Source organism: Pleomorphomonas sp. JP5 (genome assembly GCF_023721815.1).
Classification (GTDB): Bacteria; Pseudomonadota; Alphaproteobacteria; order Rhizobiales; family Pleomorphomonadaceae; genus Pleomorphomonas.
This window is the reverse complement of the sequence record NZ_JAMDLI010000008.1, coordinates 385,897-400,466: the sequence shown is the minus strand read 5'-3', so window position 1 is coordinate 400,466 and position 14,570 is coordinate 385,897. Positions and strand designations below refer to the sequence as shown.

The following is a 14,570-nucleotide window of genomic DNA, read 5'->3' as shown; positions in this document are numbered from 1 at the left end:
GTACGTCGGAAACCGACGACCGGTTTCTGCGAGGTGACCGTTCTGCCCGCCCGCTTGTCCGAGGATCGAGATACCGCGTCCCTGTCCCGATCCCCCAAGCGTCGGGTGTCGCGAAAGCCGAGCGGACCTCCGCGTCCGGCAGGTGTTGGCCTGAAGTAACGGCGCTCTTCCGCGGCAGGACGACGGGTTTTAGCTGCGACGAACAAGGTTGCGGTGTGTCGGCGCAGGATGCGTGGCGGCCGGCACATGCCGTGGCGTAGCTCCTCTTTGCTTCTCCCATCGGAAAATCGCGGGGATCAGGTCCGCTGACTGCCGAGCAGGCGCCGGAAAGCCGCCAGACCTTCCTTGCACCGGTTTTCGATTTCCTGTTCCGATAACGCGGCACGGTCGTGAATGACGCGCCTGATCTGCAGGTCGCCAACCAACAGACTGAGGAACCAGTCGGTGGCGTTCCTGGGGTCGCCGCCTGTATCGAGGCAGAGACGCCGCATGAGCTCGCCCAGGAGGGGCATGACCTCGTGGCGGCCGCCCTCGGAAATGGTTGCTCCCAAGGCGCCACTTGGATCGGCTGCTGCGGCGCGGTTGAGCAGGATCGCCTTCTCTCCCAGGATCATCCGGAGAAAGACCGGAGCCAGGCGCTCAAGCGTCGTCCACGGATCGGTGCGGCTGTTCTGCGCCTCGTCCAGAAGGCGTCTTGTCTCGGCGGCATTGTCACGGACCATGGCTTTGAACAGGCCGTCCTTGTCGCCGTACCAGCGGTAGAGAGTTTCGTTGGATGCCTTCGCCGCTTTTGCGATGCGCAGCATGGAGGCCCCACCGTAACCATGCGCCGACAACAGGGCGTAGGCGGCCTCATAGAGGTCGGCTTCTCGCTTCCGTCTGGTCTCGTCGTCCATGTCTATCCTCAAAGGCTTTACTTTCACCGTACACTTCTATACGGATCGGTAAAGGCGTACATATGTGTACGCATAGGGCGGGTGTCTCGCCTAGGCGATCGGCTGATCGCCAAGTTTTGGGAAGAGAAAGGGAAATAGGATGATCCGGGCTCGATCTTTCGCACTTGCCGTCGTTCTCACCCTTGTTGTCGGTTTCGCGACCATTGTCGGCATCTCGTCCCTTCAGACCGAACGCGAGATCGATGGTCATCGGGCGGCAGTTCGCCAGATCGCTGGAACCTTCCGGCCCGCATCGGGAGATCGGGCCGCTTTGCAAGCTCTGCCCGCGCCGGTGAAGCGCTATCTCGAGTTTGCCGTCCCGGACCCGGAGGTTGGCTACCGCGTCGTGAACATCCAGGCGGAAGGGGATTTTCGCCGACCGCTTACGGACGGCTTTGCGCGGACGACCGCTTCCCAGACGATCGCCGTTCGGACGCCCGCACTCCTGTTTGCCGCCACGACCCCCATCATGCCTGGAGTATGGGCGCGCGCCTATGACTTCTTCGCCGATGGGCGGATGGAAATGCGCGCCAAGATTGCCTCGACGCTGACGGTGGTCGACGAGAGCGCGACCGACGCGTTGAACCGCACTTCGCTGCGTCGCTGGCTTCTGGAAAGTCCGCTTTACCCGATGGCGTTGTTGCCGGGCGGTCCCGTGCGCTGGGAAGCCATCGACGACGCGCATGCTCGCGCGATCGTCTCGGGCTTTGGTCTTGAAGCGGCGCTGGTCGCGACGTTTCGCCCCGACGGCAGTCTTGCCAGTTTCGATGCGGAGCAGGACGGCGATCTGACCACGCCCTACCACGGGTCCGGAGAGCACGTGACCCGTGATGACTATCGGCCGGTGGCGGGCATGATGATCCCGCATGCGTTCATGATTGCCCGTGCGGCGGGTGGCGAGACGTACCCCTTCTGGAAGGGGGCGATCACATCCATCGCATTCGAGTGATACCGCTTCCGTCAGGTTGCGACCTTCCGGACGGTCAGGCCGAAGCCTGCTTGAGCCGGATGAGCCCGGATCAGGCGGAACGGATGTGAGTTGGGCAACGAAACGACATTCGCATCAGGCTTCGGAAATGGGCGGGCTTGCGCAGTCTGCGCGAATCCGGAAGACTCCGGTCGAAATGACCGGAGAAGCATTGTGGCCGCGCTTTTGAGTGACTTGAGGGCTGGCGGTGCGCTGGCTCTGGTTCTGCTTGCGGTCACCGCCTGCGGCCGACCGACGGGTGATTTCGGGCGCGCCGAACCCTCTTTCCTGCACGATACGCTGTTGCCGACGGCCGGCAACCTGGTTGCGGAACATGTGCGAAAGGAGCCGGTCTCCGGCTTCCCGCTGACCGATGACGAGATCGAGTTGCGCAATCGCGTCTGGGCTTTCGTGCGGGCGCCGCATGTGCGGGACTGGTGGCTCGATAGCCTGGTTGAAGGCGAGCGAACGCGAATCCTGCCGATCCTCAAGGGAGGCGCCTCCATATCGACGGAGACCGCTTCCATGTTCCCCGAGATCGCCTTGCCGCTCATTGAGCCGGCCTACGATCGCGGTCGCTATCATCGCTACCTTCTCTCGGACGGGCGCATCTCGACGGAGACCCTTTGGACGCGGGTCATAAATGATGCCGGTTCCGATAGCGCTCTGATCCAGCCGTTCTGCCAGGTCGCCGCCCGCGTACGACGCGCCGATATCGAGCGCCTCGGTGCCCTCAGGCGCCAGCGCCTTGTCGAGGCCCGCCTCCATGAAGGGGCCGAGGCGCGGGTTTGGGAGAATGAGGAAGCCATCTCGTGGGTTTGGCAGGCGCTGGGCTATAGAGCGGCGTCCTATCGATACGCCATCGACCACTTCCAGGTGGAAGCGCCATCCGATCAGCTGTTCGCCGCCAACCGGGCCTATGACACGCTGGTCTTTTCGAAGTGCGTTGGGGCGCCGCCGATCAAGACGGCGGTACCCAGCGCTCCGTACAGGCACTCTCGCCTTTTGAATGCTCCCGATCCCTTCGACGAGCCGGTGCCGCAGAAATAAGCGTCGGTCTTCACTCCGAAAGGGCGGGGCGACACTGAAGATCCTCGAAGGCGCCTTCGGCGAGACCTCGATCGTCGAGGCTGCCAGCGAACAGTCGGAGCAGCACGAAGCCTCGGCTGACTGGCAGCGACATCGTCTCGACGGAGTCGAGACCGACCGACTGTCTGACGGCGTCGAGCGCGGCGGTGCGACCGACCAGGAGATCGATATCGGCGCCGCGCAAGTCTTCCCGGGACAGCGTCGAGAGAATTCGGCCGTCTTCCGACATCGCCGCGACGGACCAGTATGTGCCGGGCATGATGCCCGTGAGGCGAACCGGCCCGGTTTCATCATCGAAGCGGCAGACGGCATTGAGAAAGGCCGGGTCCAGGTCGGCGGATGTGTTGCTGTTGTCGACGAGAACGAGCTTGCCGTCCGTCCCGCCGAAATCGACGCCGGTGAACGCCAAGTCGCGGGAATGACTGGGCGCAAGAAGGACGGCTGCGATATGGGTAAGCCCGGCAATGCACAGCGTCGCGGCGAGCCAGCGAAGACCGGTGTCGATCATGACGCGTCCTTTTGCTCGCAGCCAAGTGGCGTCACTGATGGCAGCTGGTCGCGGCTTGGCGCGCGCGCGGCCAGGGTTGGCGAATAGAGGCGAAGGGTCAATCGCAGGCTCGAAAGGTCGGTCGTGGCCACGAAGTCGCCGGGCCGAACCTCCCGCCCGATCGATATGCGAACCTGACGCGCCGGGCCGAAGGTCATCGCATCGAGCGAGGTGAAGCCGAAGCGGCGCGCCGGATTGGCTGGCAAGTGACCGTCGCGATCGGAGACCGTCAGTGTCCAGAGCACGCCCTGTGGCATCGGGCCGGTGACCAGATAGGCGCAAGCTGCCTGGAGAGGCTTGTTGTCGGCGCTTGTCTCGGTGATGAGCTCTATCCCCTCGCTTGGCCCGAGGCCGCCGCCACCACGCCGAGCCGCCCTTGCCGCTTCGTAAGGGTTGGCCTTGGCATCATCTTCCACAACCGACCACTGCCCGATGGTCTGGGCGCCTTTGAAATGGAGGTTGCCGACGGCCCACCATGCCGAAGCGAGGCCGAGAAAGACGCCGGCGAGCGTAACCACGATGAAGCGGATGGTTGAAAACACAGTCGCGACCGGTCAGCGAGGCGACGCGGCGTCGGATGCACCGAGCAGCGAAAGGCCGTTGAGAAGGATATTCGATCGTCCGGCATCGGATGGAGTCCGAAGGCTGATCGGTTCGCTGTCGGCAGCCGGCACGAGGGCTGCTTCCCGAGGCCGCGTCGCAGGAAGACGGGCACGCATGCTCTCGCCGACATCGCGGATCACCGCCGCCGCCGCCGGCGTCAGGGACTGCGGGGAAACGGCCGTCGCGGGAGCGACCGCGGCCACCTCGGCCGGCTTGCCGGCCGAGGCAAGAACGTCGGCCGATACTGGGACGCCCGGGATTGGCTTGAAGCTGAGACCGGCGTGAATCGGTTCCATGATGGAGTGCCAGGTTATGGCCGGCAGGCTGCCGCCGGTCATTCTGGCGGTCGAGGTATAGTCGTCGTTGCCGAACCACACCGAGGCCGCATACCAGCCGGTGTAGCCGACGAACCAGGCATCGCGATAGGCCTGCGTCGTGCCGGTCTTGCCGGCCTGCATTTGCCCGGGGAACTTCGCGCGTCCCCCGGTGCCGGCGTTCACCACCGTCGACAGTACGCTGTTCATCTCGTAGGCGATCTCCTCGGGCAACACCTGCTCGGGCGGCGGCTCGTCGCGCGCCCGGTCGTAGGTGATCGCGCCGGCACGCGTCTTGGTCCATTCGATGGCATAGGGCGTCGACTTGATTCCACCGGTGGCAAAGCCGGAATAGGCGCCGACCATGTCGAGCGCAGTGACCTCGGCCACGCCGAGCGGCAAGGCGCGTGTGATCTTGAGCTCAGTGCGGATACCCAGCTTGTGCGCGGTGTCCACGATCTTGCCGCGCCCCATGCTCTCGGCGAGCCGGACCGGCACCGTATTGATCGACTTGGCGATGGCCGTTCTGAGCGAGACCCGGCCTGCATAGGAGCGGCCATAGTTGCGCGGGCTCCAGTTTCCGATTGTGATCGGCGCATCGGAGATCATGTCTTCGGGGGCGTAGCCGTTCATGAAAGCCGTGGCATAGACAAAGGGCTTGAACGACGATCCCGGCTGACGCAACGCGTAGACCGCGCGGTTGAACAGGCTTTCGCCATAGTCGCTGCCACCGACCATAGCCCGGACGGCGCCGTCCAGGCTCTGAACGACGGTGGCGGCCTGCTTCACCTTGTACTGCTGGCCATACTTCCGGAGGCTTTCGGCGACGGCGGCATCGGCCGTCTTCTGAACCATCGGGTCAAGCGTGGTTCGAACGGTAATGGTCCGATCGCCGGGGGGGGCGATGCGCTTCACCTCTTCGAAGGCCCAGTCGAGGAACCAGTCCGGCGCATTACCGTTGGCCGAGGGCACCGGCGTTGCCGGGTTGCGACGAGCTGACGCAACCTGCGCCTCCGTCATGAAGCCGCCTTCGACGAGGTTGGACAGCACCTGATTGGCGCGGGCGCGAGCGGCGGCGAGGTTGTTGTTGGGCGAGTATTTGGTGGGCGCCTTGTAAAGGCCGGACAGCATGGCCGCCTCAGCCAGCGTCAGCGACCTGACCGACTTGCCGAAATAGAACTCCGACGCCGCTGCGACGCCATGTGTGCCGCCGCCCATGTAGGCGCGGTCGAGATAGAGTTTCAGGATCTCGTCCTTGGACAGCTGTGCTTCGAGCCAGAGAGCGAGATAGGCTTCGTTGATCTTGCGCTGGAGGGTGCGCTCGTTCGAAAGGAAGAGGTTTTTGGCGAGCTGCTGGGTGATGGTCGAACCGCCCTGGACGACGCCGCCGGCCCTGGCGTTCGATACGATGGCGCGCAGGGTGCCGAGAGGGTCGATGCCGAAATGGTCGTAGAAGCGCCGGTCCTCGGTGGCGAGCGTCGCCTCGATGAGGTAGGGCGGCATTGCCGAGAGCGGTACGCTGTCATCGAGAAACATGCCGCGCCGGCCGATGATTGCGCCCGTCTTGTCCTCGAAGGTGACGGCATAATCGCCGCGAGCGCGCCAGTCGCCCTCCGTCGCCTTGAAAGCCGGAATGGCGAACAACAACAGGACGATGGATCCGGCCGCGCCGAGCGTCGCTCCTTCGGACGCCAGCTCGAACACCGCGCGCTTCCAGCCGCGCATGCGGATCAGGCCGGAGTAGTCGACAAGGCTGCCCCAGAACCGCGAGAAACCTTTCGAGGCGTTCCATGCGGCCGAGTCGACGAAGGCATCGATTCGGAGAAGCCAGAGGCGCCAGCGCGGATTGCTCTTGAATTCCGGCACGGTAGAGCCCAAGCGTTAGGAATGTTCGGAAGCTGAAAACTAACCTTTTCCGGCCCCGGTTACCAGATCGCAGAGAAAAAGATGACGGACGACACAGGCAACGACGACGGGCTGCCTTTCTGGCGCACCAAAAGCCTTGAGGAAATGACCGACACGGAGTGGGAAAGCCTGTGCGATGGCTGCGCCCGATGTTGCCTCAATAAGCTGGAAGACGAGGATACCGGCCGCGTCGTCTACACCGACATCGGGTGTTCGCTGCTCGATGGAGAAAGCTGCCGCTGCCGCGACTATGCCCATCGCTCTGAGACGGTGCCGGAATGTGTGCGCCTGACGCCGCAGGAGGTGCGTACGCTCACCTGGCTTCCGACCACCTGCGCCTATCGCCTCGTTGCCGAAGGGCGCGATCTCTATGACTGGCATCCGCTCGTCTCGGGCGATCCGGACAGCGTTCATCGGGCCGGTGTCTCTGTTCGCGGCAAGACGGTGCGCGAAGAGGACTGGCCGGTGGAGGACTGGCAGGACCGCATTGTCACATGGCCGACGCGGTTGCCGGGACTGTTGGGTCGCAAGAGACGTCGCCGGGCATAAAGCAAGGACAAGCCACACAGGAGCTTATGGTGAGTCATGGAGACTCATGTGGGCTCATGCGAGCTCGGCGAGCGTCTCGGCTGCCTTCGCCGGACGGTCAGTCGATGGCGACGAGCACGTCCGATGCCTTGACCACCGCCTTGGCGGCGTCGCCGACTTTCAGGCCCAAATCGTCGACCGCCTCGTTGGTGATCGCCGCCGTGACCTTAGCGCCGCCAACGACCTCCAGAACGACATGGGCGGTCGTCGCGCCTTTGGTGATCTTGACGACCTTGCCCTCGAGGACGTTGCGAGCCGAAATCTTCATGGTGACATTCCCTGTTCAGGCCGGTTTTGCCGGAGGACGGAGCGCCGCCAACGCGGGCGCCCGCAACAGGAAGGATAGGCCGGGTTCGCCGTTCCGCAACGTCACAATTGTGGCACATCGCCGTCAGTGGCGCGGCAATTGCACAGGAGTTGCCCAACTCTGGTCTGGTCAGGTCGCCGACACGCTTCGTCTCCGTCGCGCCGCTGGCAACCACCCCGAGGATATGACAGAGACCGCAAGGGCGACGTTCGAGAAAGGCAGCAGTATATGGTGAGCATCGACAGGAGCGACGACGGCAGGCACGGTGTTTGGGACGACGTGCAGGCGATTGTCATGGGGACGTTCTTTGCCGCCGTCGGCATCGAGTTCTTCCGCGACGCTCATCTGGGCACCGGCGGTACCGCTGGTGCTGCTTTTCTCATCCACTATGTCACCCAGTTCGGCATCGGCCCGGTCATTTTCCTGCTGAACCTGCCGTTCTACGCCTTCGGCTGGGTAACGCTCGGCAAGGAGTTCACCCTGAAGACCTTCGCGGCGGTGGCCCTGCTCGCCGCGGAGAGCTACTTCATGCACGACGCCTTCGCTATCGGCTATAGCGCTCCCTGGTTCTCGGCAATCACCGGAGGCGCCTTGACCGGCGTCGGCATGCTGATGCTGTTCCGCCACAAGTCGAGCCTTGGCGGCATCGGCATCCTCGCAGCCTTCGTTCAGGAAAAGCTTGGATGGCGAGCCGGCAAGTTCCAGCTGACCACCGACCTTCTGATCCTCGCGACATCCTTCCTTGTGCTCGACTGGAAGAACGTGGCGTTATCCGTTCTGGGCGCCGTGGTTCTAAACCTCGTTCTGGCCGTCAATCACAAGCCGGGTCGCTACAACGGCTACTGAGCAGCCTCCGGGCGTCAGGCGGACTTCCGGCGCGGCACCGCCACCGGGTCCGCCGCGTCGGCCACCTCTCTCCAGGCCGGCTCGGCGCTCTCGATCTCCCGCCACTCCTTGAGGAGAACGCGACGCCGGCGCGGATAGCGGACGCCGAGGTCGATGGCGTCCGACATGCGATCGACGCGGAAGTGGCGGTAGTCGGCCCTCAGCTCGCACCATGCGGTGAGAACGCGCACGCGTTCGAAGAAAGCGACGGCGATTGGCCAGACGACGCGACGGGAGGCGAGCCCCTTCTCGTTGACGTACGAGAACTCGAGCCGCGTCTCGTTGCGAATGGCGCCGCGCACCAGAGAGAGGTCCACCCCGTCTCGGTTGGCATTCCAGGCTGGCGCGACGATCAGGCCGGTGGCATCCATCCGGTCGGCAAGGTCGGGCGGCAGCACGGCGGCGATCTTCGCAAGCGCGTTCTCGGCGGATGACGCCAGCCGTTCGTCGGCTCGGGTCGCTGCGAGGCGCGCGCCGAAGACCAATGCCTCGATCTCGTCCTCGGTGAACATCAGTGGAGGCAGCATGAAGCCGGGCCTCAGCACATAGCCGATGCCGGCCTCGCCGTCGATCGGCGCGCCCTGGCCGATCAGGGCCTGAATGTCGCGATAGAGCGTGCGAAGCGATACGCCAAGCTCGGCCGCGAGCTCCGCCCCGGCGACGGGACGGCGACGGCGGCGTAAGGCCTGGACCAAGGTGAGAAGGCGCTCGGCGCGGGACATGGATCGACCCAAGAGTTCGGCAATGGATTCGGTCAACAAAAAGGTGTTCCGATCATGCCAGCATGCACGGTCCACGTCCACAACAATGATCCTGTTTTGTTCTGAGTCGCTTCTTGCCTCTCGTCCACGCGGCCTTCTCGCCCCGTATCCGTCGGACAAGGTGCATGGCTTCCCAGCGAAGCCGACGGCCTTGCACTTTCGATCGTAGCTGACGGAAAGGCGATCCGTCGGCTTCGACGTCTCTCCGCCAGTCGCTGTCCTCGGTTGCGGCATGACGATCGGCGCTTCGCGTGCGCTGGGGAAGGGCAGGCGTCGAGTTGCAAGGGTGTTTGGAATATTGATCAGTCTGTGTTTACTGCAGACACTTTTGACTGCGGGTTGGTAACGAGGATCGGTCCGTACCCAAGCGCCTGCCCTACGCGATAGAGCGGCGCCGAACCCGCTCTGCGGTGGGGCGCTGACAGACCGCCCGGCTCGCGGTTCTGGGATCCTCCGGAACGGTGCCTGAGAGTGGGTGAGCAAATCGGCGCGGCCCGTGATGACGACTCCCACCAGATCCTGATCGGTTGAAGTGCCCGCTTTTCTCCGGTGGGGTAGGCGGCTCTGACCGCTCTCTGATTGCATCTTCAGGTAGCGCCCATCTCGCGCCCGACATGGCTCATCTGGCTCCCGTCGGCCTGCTTGTAGTCTGCTCGTACCTGGCGCCTGCCGGCAGTGGCGCGATGGCTCGAAGGGATCAGCTCGATGGAGTTGCGGCGACGCTTCATGGTCGGGGCTCCTTTCGAAGGTATCCGCCGTCGCGGGGCGATGGTGTCTGCCGGGTGGACTGCGAGCCTCGTCGCCTTCCCTACGACCGGACGGTGATGCGGGCCGAGGAGGGGGCGGAAAGGGGCGATCTCAAGCCGGCTTCTTTGGGCTGGCTGGCGCGGTCATTGTCTTGAGAGCTGGGGGCATGCGTCAGCAGCTGGTCATGCCACTGGCTGAAAACAGCGGTGCCTGGCGGTTCATTCTGAGGCTGCTCGATATCACGGCGGTCACCTGAATCACTGCATGAGCCGCCGAAGCGACGTATCAACAACACCTCGCAAGTGATTCAAGTGACTCGATGTTTCCGCTTCAACTTGAATCAAATTCTGAACGGTGATCGGACGTCGTGCGATGCCTTTTTGAATCAGCACATCAGCTGCCGGAATCGCTTTGCGAGCTAGCTGAATCACTTTGCGAAGTGGCTGGATGCGAGCGCGTTTCCCTTGTTTTGGCGGAAAGCGACCCGGTCCTGTTCATGCCGAAAGCCATTCGGAGCCTTCCCGCTCGAACGCGGGAGAGGGCTTGCTCGATGGCCGTGTTGAGTCTGTCTCTGAACCGATCATCATCGCCGGGCAAGAGCCCTTCCTGCACCGAAGCCCGGCAAGCGACACGCGAGCGAGCTCTCGTCAGTGCTTGCCTCGAAGGCATGAAAGGCGTCTTGCCTGACAGGCGGACGATGCCGGTTCGCCACTGCTCGGACGGTCGGTCAGGGGGCAACGAGAGGTCTCAGACACCGAGTCATCGGAACGATCGGGGTAACTATCAAGGGTTGTGTTCGGCTGCCTGCTCCGGGTTTGTCTCGGCGGATAGCGGCCATCTGGGCGCGGCAGTGGAAGCCACGTCGTCTTGTGCGAGGCGGGTGCGCTGGCGGGAAGCTGTTGCCTCGCCGATCTCCGCTGGTGCGTTGTCAGACGAGTGACCTGACGACTCGGCACTCTCGTCCGGGGAGGGCTTCTCTCAAGCGAGCGGTGCTCGAATGGGTAATGAACGCACGGAGTGGGGCGGACTCCGAGGGGCAGCAAGAGGCCATGGTCTTGCGATTTGGCGTTCTGGAAAGTGAACGATTGCGCCCGAATGACATCGACGGACTACGGTGGTGTAACGTCCGTGGAGGCTTCCGCAACATGCAGTGCCCGAACCGGGACGGCAGCCGCGGCACCCTTGGATCAGGTCATCGGGAAGAAGGTGACAAAGCTAGCCCGCGCCGTCGGACGGGGACGGCGCGGGCTATAGCGCTGGGGCCCAACGAGGAGGGGTGTCAAGCCACGGCGCGTCTGGACGCGGCAACGGCGGCCGCGATTTCATCCTTGAGCAGAGACCGGTGGCGCTTGAGATCGGCGAGGACGTCCGGCCCGGCCGGTTCCTCCAGTGACTCGATGCGATAAATGCGCCGGTTGATCTCCTGATAGGCACTGGCGAGGTCGCAGAAAGCCACGTCGAACAGCATGAGCTGTTCAATGGTGTCCCAACTCTCGGGGAATTCCACGGAAAGCTCGCTCGGGATGGTCATGTCACTGCCCCCTCTTCAGATTGTCCCGACGCTAACCTCCTTGTCGCAACAAGGCCTTGAGGTGGATCAAAAGTGGTATGCGGGCCTTTCACCAACAGTGGTTTCCCTATGAGGGCCTTGGACCCGAAAGCGACGGTGCTTTCGGTGGCCCGACAAGGACGACGTCGCTCCGCTCGACGGCGCTTGCAGGTGTCGCTCATGGCAAAGGGGCGCGCTTGCCGACGGCTTGCGAATGAACGCCGGGCATCATCGGTGTTCATGGACCATTCAGGCTCGGGTAGCTAATCTCCTGCTCATGAACACCAATCGCAAGCGATTCACTTTCGCCCTGGCGTGCTTCCTGGCGGTGCCGATCGTTTCGGGATACGCCGCCGAGGCGCGCTGTCTGACGCCCGCCGAGGCGCAGGCCGTCGTTGGCGGGGGGGCTGTCCAGCGCCTGAGCGTCATCGCCCGTGCCGTTGGCGGGGAAATCGTCGATGCGCAGCTCTGCGAAGGCGGCGGCGGGCTGGTTTACCGGCTCGCGGTGATGCGCGAGGGCGGACGAGTGGACAACATCACTGTCGACGCGACGTCCGGTCGGAAACTTCGCTGAATCGGGAACCTCAGCATGCGGATTCTTGTGGTCGAAGACGACCGTGATCTGAGCCGGCAGCTTGTGACCGCTTGCCGTGATGCCGGCTACGCCGTGGATGCCGCCTTCGATGGCGAAGAGGGGCATTTCCTTGGTGATACGGAGCCGTATGACGCGATCATCCTCGATATCGGTCTGCCGAAGATGGACGGTCTCAGCGTTCTTGAGGCCTGGCGGCGGGATGGCCGGCTGGCTCCGGTGCTGCTTCTGACCGCTCGCGACAGGTGGAGCGACAAAGTGGCCGGCATCGATGCCGGCGCCGACGACTATGTCTCCAAACCCTTCCACATGGAGGAGGTGTTGGCCCGCCTCAGGGCATTGACCCGCCGCGCCGCCGGTCGCGCCTCCAACGAGCTGGAGATCGGAAGTGTCCGGCTCGACGTCAAGGCCGGACGCCTGACTGTCGACGGCAATCCGATCAAGCTGACGTCGCACGAGTTCCGCCTGATCCAGTATCTCATGCTGCACATGGACAAGGTGGTCTCGCGAACCGAGCTGGTCGAGCATCTCTACGATCAGGACTTCGATCGCGATTCCAACACCATCGAGGTTTTCGTCGGACGTCTTCGCAAGAAGATGGGCGTCGATCTCATCGAAACGGTGCGTGGCCTTGGCTACCGAATAGCGTCTGGGAAATGATCGCTCGCCTCAGAAAACTGGGCGAATGGTTGAAGAGCTCGCTGGCGCTTCGCCTCGTGCTTGCCTCCGCGCTTTGGGCGACGATTGCGCTCGCTGCTTTCGGCTGGCTCTTGACCGAGCTTTACCGCGCCAGCCTCATCCGCTCCTTCGACGAGCGCATCATCGTCTACGAGAAGACGCTGGCCGGCGTGGTCGCCTCGACGCCCGACGGCAGCGTGCCCGATCCCGGCACCATGGGCGACCCGCGTTTCGGGCGCTATCAGTCAGGCTGGTACTGGGTGGTGATCGACGCCAAGTCGCAGCAAACCGTGGCCACCAGTCAGTCCCTGTTCGGCGAGGTGCTGGCGCTTCCGCCGCCGCCCAACAACGGCGCGGCGGTAACCAACGAGGCCCGCGATCCGTCCGGCATCGCCCTGCGCCATGTCGCACAGCGCATCTTTCTCAGCAACGGCCGGATGTACGACCTTCACGTGACGGGCAACATTGCCGAGCTTGCCGACGAGATCTCCACCTTCCGGTTCCAGGTGTTTGCCACGCTCGCCGCCTTCGCCCTCGGCCTTGTCGCCGCCGCCGGCCTGCAGGTGAGTTTCGGGTTGCGACCTCTCGCGGCCATGAGCCGACGCCTCGCCGATATTCGCGAGGGGCGCGCCAATCGCCTCGAAGGCCGGCTGCCGCGCGAGATCGCTGCGCTAGGCAAGGAGCTCAACGCGCTGATCGAGACCAATACGTCCATCGTCGAGCGATCGCGGACGCAGGTTGGCAACCTTGCCCACGCGCTGAAGACACCGCTCGCCGTCATCCTGAACGAAGCCCGTGCCGAGGGCGGGCCGCTGGCCGACAAGGTCGTCGAGCAGGTGACGGTCATGCGGGCCGAGGTCGACCGCTATCTCGATCGTGCCCGGCTCGCCGCCGACCGAAAGGTGGTGGGCGCCGTTGCCGATGTTCGCCGCTCGCTGGAGGGGCTTATCCGCGTCCTCAGCCGTGCCTATCCGGACAGCAGCCTATCCCTGGAGGGCGAGGGCGCCGGACAGCCGAAGGCCCGTATCGAGCGGCGCGATCTTGAGGAGTTGGTTGGCAACCTGATGGACAATGCCTGCAAGTATGGCCGTGAGCAGGTCCGCATCGAGCTGGCGATCGACAGGGCCGACCGTGACAGGCCCATGGTGGAGATCCGCGTCGAGGATGACGGTCCAGGTCTGCCGCCGTCCGCCTACGCCGAGGTCCTTGGCCGTGGAAAGCGGCTCGACGAGACGCAGCCGGGGTCCGGTTTCGGGCTCGCCATCGCAGCGGAAATCGCGGAAACCTACGGTGGGTCGCTGGTTCTCGATCGGGCTGGACTCGGTGGTCTGGCGGTCACCTTTCGCATTCCGCTGAGTTGATTTCCATTGACAGGAAGCCGAGCAATCGGAGCAGTAGCCAGAAGGGGGAGGGAGTTTGTGACAAGATTAAGGTCTAATCAAAATTCGGCCATGGTTTCAGGTCATTACAAGTACCAAGGGCGATTCGCCCAACGATTGGTTCCAATCTCGGAGACCCGGTGAGATGTTGTTGAAGAAACTTTTGATCGTCGGCCTGGCGGCCTCCACGCTGGCGGGCTGCGCGACGGGCGGCCCCAACCAGAACCAGACGCTCGGCACGCTGGCTGGCGCGGTCGGTGGCGCGGCCATCGGCTCGGCCTTTGGCCAGGGCAGCGGCAAGGTAGCAGCGATTGCCGCCGGCGCCCTGGTTGGCGGCTTCCTGGGCAACCAGATCGGCGCCACGCTCGACGCCGACTCGCAGCGCTACAACTACAATGCCAGCGTTCAGGCGCTGGACAGCGGCTATCCGCAGCAGTGGCAGAACCCCCAGACCGGAACCTACGGTACCGTTCAGCCGGGACCGGTCGCCTACGTCAACAACCGCACCTGCCGGCCTTACACCAACACCGTCTTCATCGACGGTCAGCAGCAGGTCGTGCGCGGCACTGCGTGCCGCAATCCGGACGGTAGCTGGCAGGTCGTCAGCTGATCCTGGCCTGAAATCTCCGGGTCAAATCTTTGATGGGCCGGCTCGAAAGAGCCGGCCTTTTCACGTCATGCGTCCCTTCGTGCTCGCCTCGTTACCAGTCATCAACCATCTTGC

At 63.9% G+C, this 14,570-nt stretch carries 16 protein-coding genes; 8 read left to right on the top strand and 8 right to left on the bottom strand.

Going from position 1 to position 14,570, the window contains the following annotated elements:
* Positions 1-296 precede the first annotated feature (296 nt).
* Positions 297-896, bottom strand: a complete 600-nt coding sequence (locus M4J40_RS13165) for a TetR/AcrR family transcriptional regulator (protein WP_251754600.1) — start codon at positions 894-896, stop codon at positions 297-299.
* A 139-nt stretch (positions 897-1,035) separates the two neighbouring features.
* Between M4J40_RS13165 and M4J40_RS13160 the strand changes: the two genes are divergently transcribed.
* Together M4J40_RS13160 and M4J40_RS13155 are read left to right on the top strand one after the other, a co-directional pair.
* The gene (locus M4J40_RS13160) at positions 1,036-1,884 is read left to right on the top strand and encodes a DUF6920 family protein (RefSeq protein WP_251754599.1); all 849 of its coding nucleotides are present in this window, start codon (positions 1,036-1,038) and stop codon (positions 1,882-1,884) included.
* 192 nt (positions 1,885-2,076) lie between these two features.
* Entirely contained in the window at positions 2,077-2,952 is an 876-nt protein-coding gene (locus M4J40_RS13155) for a hypothetical protein (protein ID WP_251754598.1), read from the top strand.
* 10 nt (positions 2,953-2,962) lie between these two features.
* On the opposite strand, the gene M4J40_RS13150 is transcribed toward M4J40_RS13155, so the two are convergent.
* From M4J40_RS13150 to M4J40_RS13140, 3 genes are read right to left on the bottom strand one after another with little or no spacing between them, the layout of a single operon-like run.
* Positions 2,963-3,499 carry a hypothetical protein gene (locus M4J40_RS13150; protein ID WP_251754597.1) on the bottom strand — a complete coding sequence of 179 codons (537 nt, stop codon included), beginning with the start codon at positions 3,497-3,499 and terminating at the stop codon, positions 2,963-2,965.
* The gene (locus M4J40_RS22540; RefSeq protein ID WP_251754596.1) at positions 3,496-4,080 is read right to left on the bottom strand and encodes a DUF1214 domain-containing protein; all 585 of its coding nucleotides are present in this window, start codon (positions 4,078-4,080) and stop codon (positions 3,496-3,498) included. The genes M4J40_RS13150 and M4J40_RS22540 overlap by 4 nt, the downstream gene beginning before the upstream one ends.
* A 12-nt stretch (positions 4,081-4,092) precedes the next feature.
* Positions 4,093-6,321 carry a transglycosylase domain-containing protein gene (locus M4J40_RS13140; RefSeq protein ID WP_251754595.1) on the bottom strand — a complete coding sequence of 743 codons (2,229 nt, stop codon included), beginning with the start codon at positions 6,319-6,321 and terminating at the stop codon, positions 4,093-4,095.
* Positions 6,322-6,402: 81 nt separating this feature from the next.
* On the opposite strand from M4J40_RS13140, the gene M4J40_RS13135 reads away from it, so the two are divergent.
* On the top strand, positions 6,403-6,909 hold the full coding sequence (locus tag M4J40_RS13135) for a YcgN family cysteine cluster protein (protein ID WP_251754594.1): 507 nt from the start codon (positions 6,403-6,405) through the stop codon (positions 6,907-6,909).
* Between the two features lie 97 nt (positions 6,910-7,006).
* Here M4J40_RS13135 and M4J40_RS13130 read toward each other — a convergent pair whose 3' ends face one another.
* On the bottom strand, positions 7,007-7,216 hold the full coding sequence (locus M4J40_RS13130; protein WP_251754593.1) for a molybdopterin-binding protein: 210 nt from the start codon (positions 7,214-7,216) through the stop codon (positions 7,007-7,009).
* Positions 7,217-7,483: 267 nt separating this feature from the next.
* Between M4J40_RS13130 and M4J40_RS13125 the strand changes: the two genes are divergently transcribed.
* On the top strand, positions 7,484-8,101 hold the full coding sequence (locus tag M4J40_RS13125) for a YitT family protein (protein ID WP_251754592.1): 618 nt from the start codon (positions 7,484-7,486) through the stop codon (positions 8,099-8,101).
* Between the two features lie 14 nt (positions 8,102-8,115).
* Here the strand turns inward: M4J40_RS13125 and M4J40_RS13120 are convergent, their stop codons facing one another.
* The 3 genes from M4J40_RS13120 to M4J40_RS13110 all read right to left on the bottom strand — a co-directional run bounded on the left by M4J40_RS13120 (position 8,116) and on the right by M4J40_RS13110 (position 11,179).
* Positions 8,116-8,862 carry a YafY family protein gene (locus M4J40_RS13120; protein ID WP_251754591.1) on the bottom strand — a complete coding sequence of 249 codons (747 nt, stop codon included), beginning with the start codon at positions 8,860-8,862 and terminating at the stop codon, positions 8,116-8,118.
* Positions 8,863-9,488: 626 nt separating this feature from the next.
* Positions 9,489-9,629: a hypothetical protein gene (locus tag M4J40_RS13115; protein ID WP_251754590.1), complete on the bottom strand. Its 141-nt coding sequence runs from the start codon at positions 9,627-9,629 to the stop codon at positions 9,489-9,491.
* A gap of 1,298 nt (positions 9,630-10,927) precedes the next feature.
* Positions 10,928-11,179, bottom strand: coding sequence for a YdcH family protein (locus tag M4J40_RS13110; RefSeq protein WP_251754589.1), 252 nt, complete (start codon positions 11,177-11,179; stop codon positions 10,928-10,930).
* Positions 11,180-11,474: 295 nt separating this feature from the next.
* Between M4J40_RS13110 and M4J40_RS13105 the strand changes: the two genes are divergently transcribed.
* From M4J40_RS13105 to M4J40_RS13090, 4 genes are all read left to right on the top strand, one after another.
* Complete coding sequence (locus M4J40_RS13105) at positions 11,475-11,771, top strand: PepSY domain-containing protein (RefSeq protein WP_251754588.1); 297 nt, start codon at positions 11,475-11,477, stop codon at positions 11,769-11,771.
* A gap of 15 nt (positions 11,772-11,786) precedes the next feature.
* Entirely contained in the window at positions 11,787-12,449 is a 663-nt protein-coding gene (locus M4J40_RS13100; RefSeq protein ID WP_251754587.1) for a response regulator transcription factor, read from the top strand.
* Positions 12,446-13,828 (top strand): HAMP domain-containing sensor histidine kinase, encoded by a 1,383-nt coding sequence (locus M4J40_RS13095; RefSeq protein ID WP_251754586.1) that lies wholly within the window; start codon positions 12,446-12,448, stop codon positions 13,826-13,828. Before M4J40_RS13100 ends, M4J40_RS13095 begins: the two co-directional genes overlap by 4 nt.
* 163 nt (positions 13,829-13,991) lie before the next feature.
* The gene (locus tag M4J40_RS13090) at positions 13,992-14,456 is read left to right on the top strand and encodes an RT0821/Lpp0805 family surface protein (RefSeq protein ID WP_251754585.1); all 465 of its coding nucleotides are present in this window, start codon (positions 13,992-13,994) and stop codon (positions 14,454-14,456) included.
* Positions 14,457-14,570 lie beyond the last annotated feature (114 nt).

Excerpts from the sequence above, each read along its gene's own strand:
- M4J40_RS13095 (WP_251754586.1), top strand. The coding sequence starts at position 12,446 with ATGATCGCTCGCCTCAGAAAACTGGGCGAATGGTTGAAGAGCTCGCTG.
- M4J40_RS13165 (WP_251754600.1), bottom strand. The coding sequence starts at position 896 with ATGGACGACGAGACCAGACGGAAGCGAGAAGCCGACCTCTATGAGGCC.
- M4J40_RS13125 (WP_251754592.1), top strand. The coding sequence starts at position 7,484 with ATGGTGAGCATCGACAGGAGCGACGACGGCAGGCACGGTGTTTGGGAC.
- M4J40_RS13135 (WP_251754594.1), top strand. The coding sequence starts at position 6,403 with ATGACGGACGACACAGGCAACGACGACGGGCTGCCTTTCTGGCGCACC.
- M4J40_RS13150 (WP_251754597.1), bottom strand. The coding sequence starts at position 3,499 with ATGATCGACACCGGTCTTCGCTGGCTCGCCGCGACGCTGTGCATTGCC.
- M4J40_RS13130 (WP_251754593.1), bottom strand. The coding sequence starts at position 7,216 with ATGAAGATTTCGGCTCGCAACGTCCTCGAGGGCAAGGTCGTCAAGATC.
- M4J40_RS13110 (WP_251754589.1), bottom strand. The coding sequence starts at position 11,179 with ATGACCATCCCGAGCGAGCTTTCCGTGGAATTCCCCGAGAGTTGGGAC.
- M4J40_RS13090 (WP_251754585.1), top strand. The coding sequence starts at position 13,992 with ATGTTGTTGAAGAAACTTTTGATCGTCGGCCTGGCGGCCTCCACGCTG.
- M4J40_RS13115 (WP_251754590.1), bottom strand. The coding sequence starts at position 9,629 with ATGAAGCGTCGCCGCAACTCCATCGAGCTGATCCCTTCGAGCCATCGC.
- M4J40_RS13120 (WP_251754591.1), bottom strand. The coding sequence starts at position 8,862 with ATGTCCCGCGCCGAGCGCCTTCTCACCTTGGTCCAGGCCTTACGCCGC.
- M4J40_RS13100 (WP_251754587.1), top strand. The coding sequence starts at position 11,787 with ATGCGGATTCTTGTGGTCGAAGACGACCGTGATCTGAGCCGGCAGCTT.
- M4J40_RS13105 (WP_251754588.1), top strand. The coding sequence starts at position 11,475 with ATGAACACCAATCGCAAGCGATTCACTTTCGCCCTGGCGTGCTTCCTG.
- M4J40_RS13160 (WP_251754599.1), top strand. The coding sequence starts at position 1,036 with ATGATCCGGGCTCGATCTTTCGCACTTGCCGTCGTTCTCACCCTTGTT.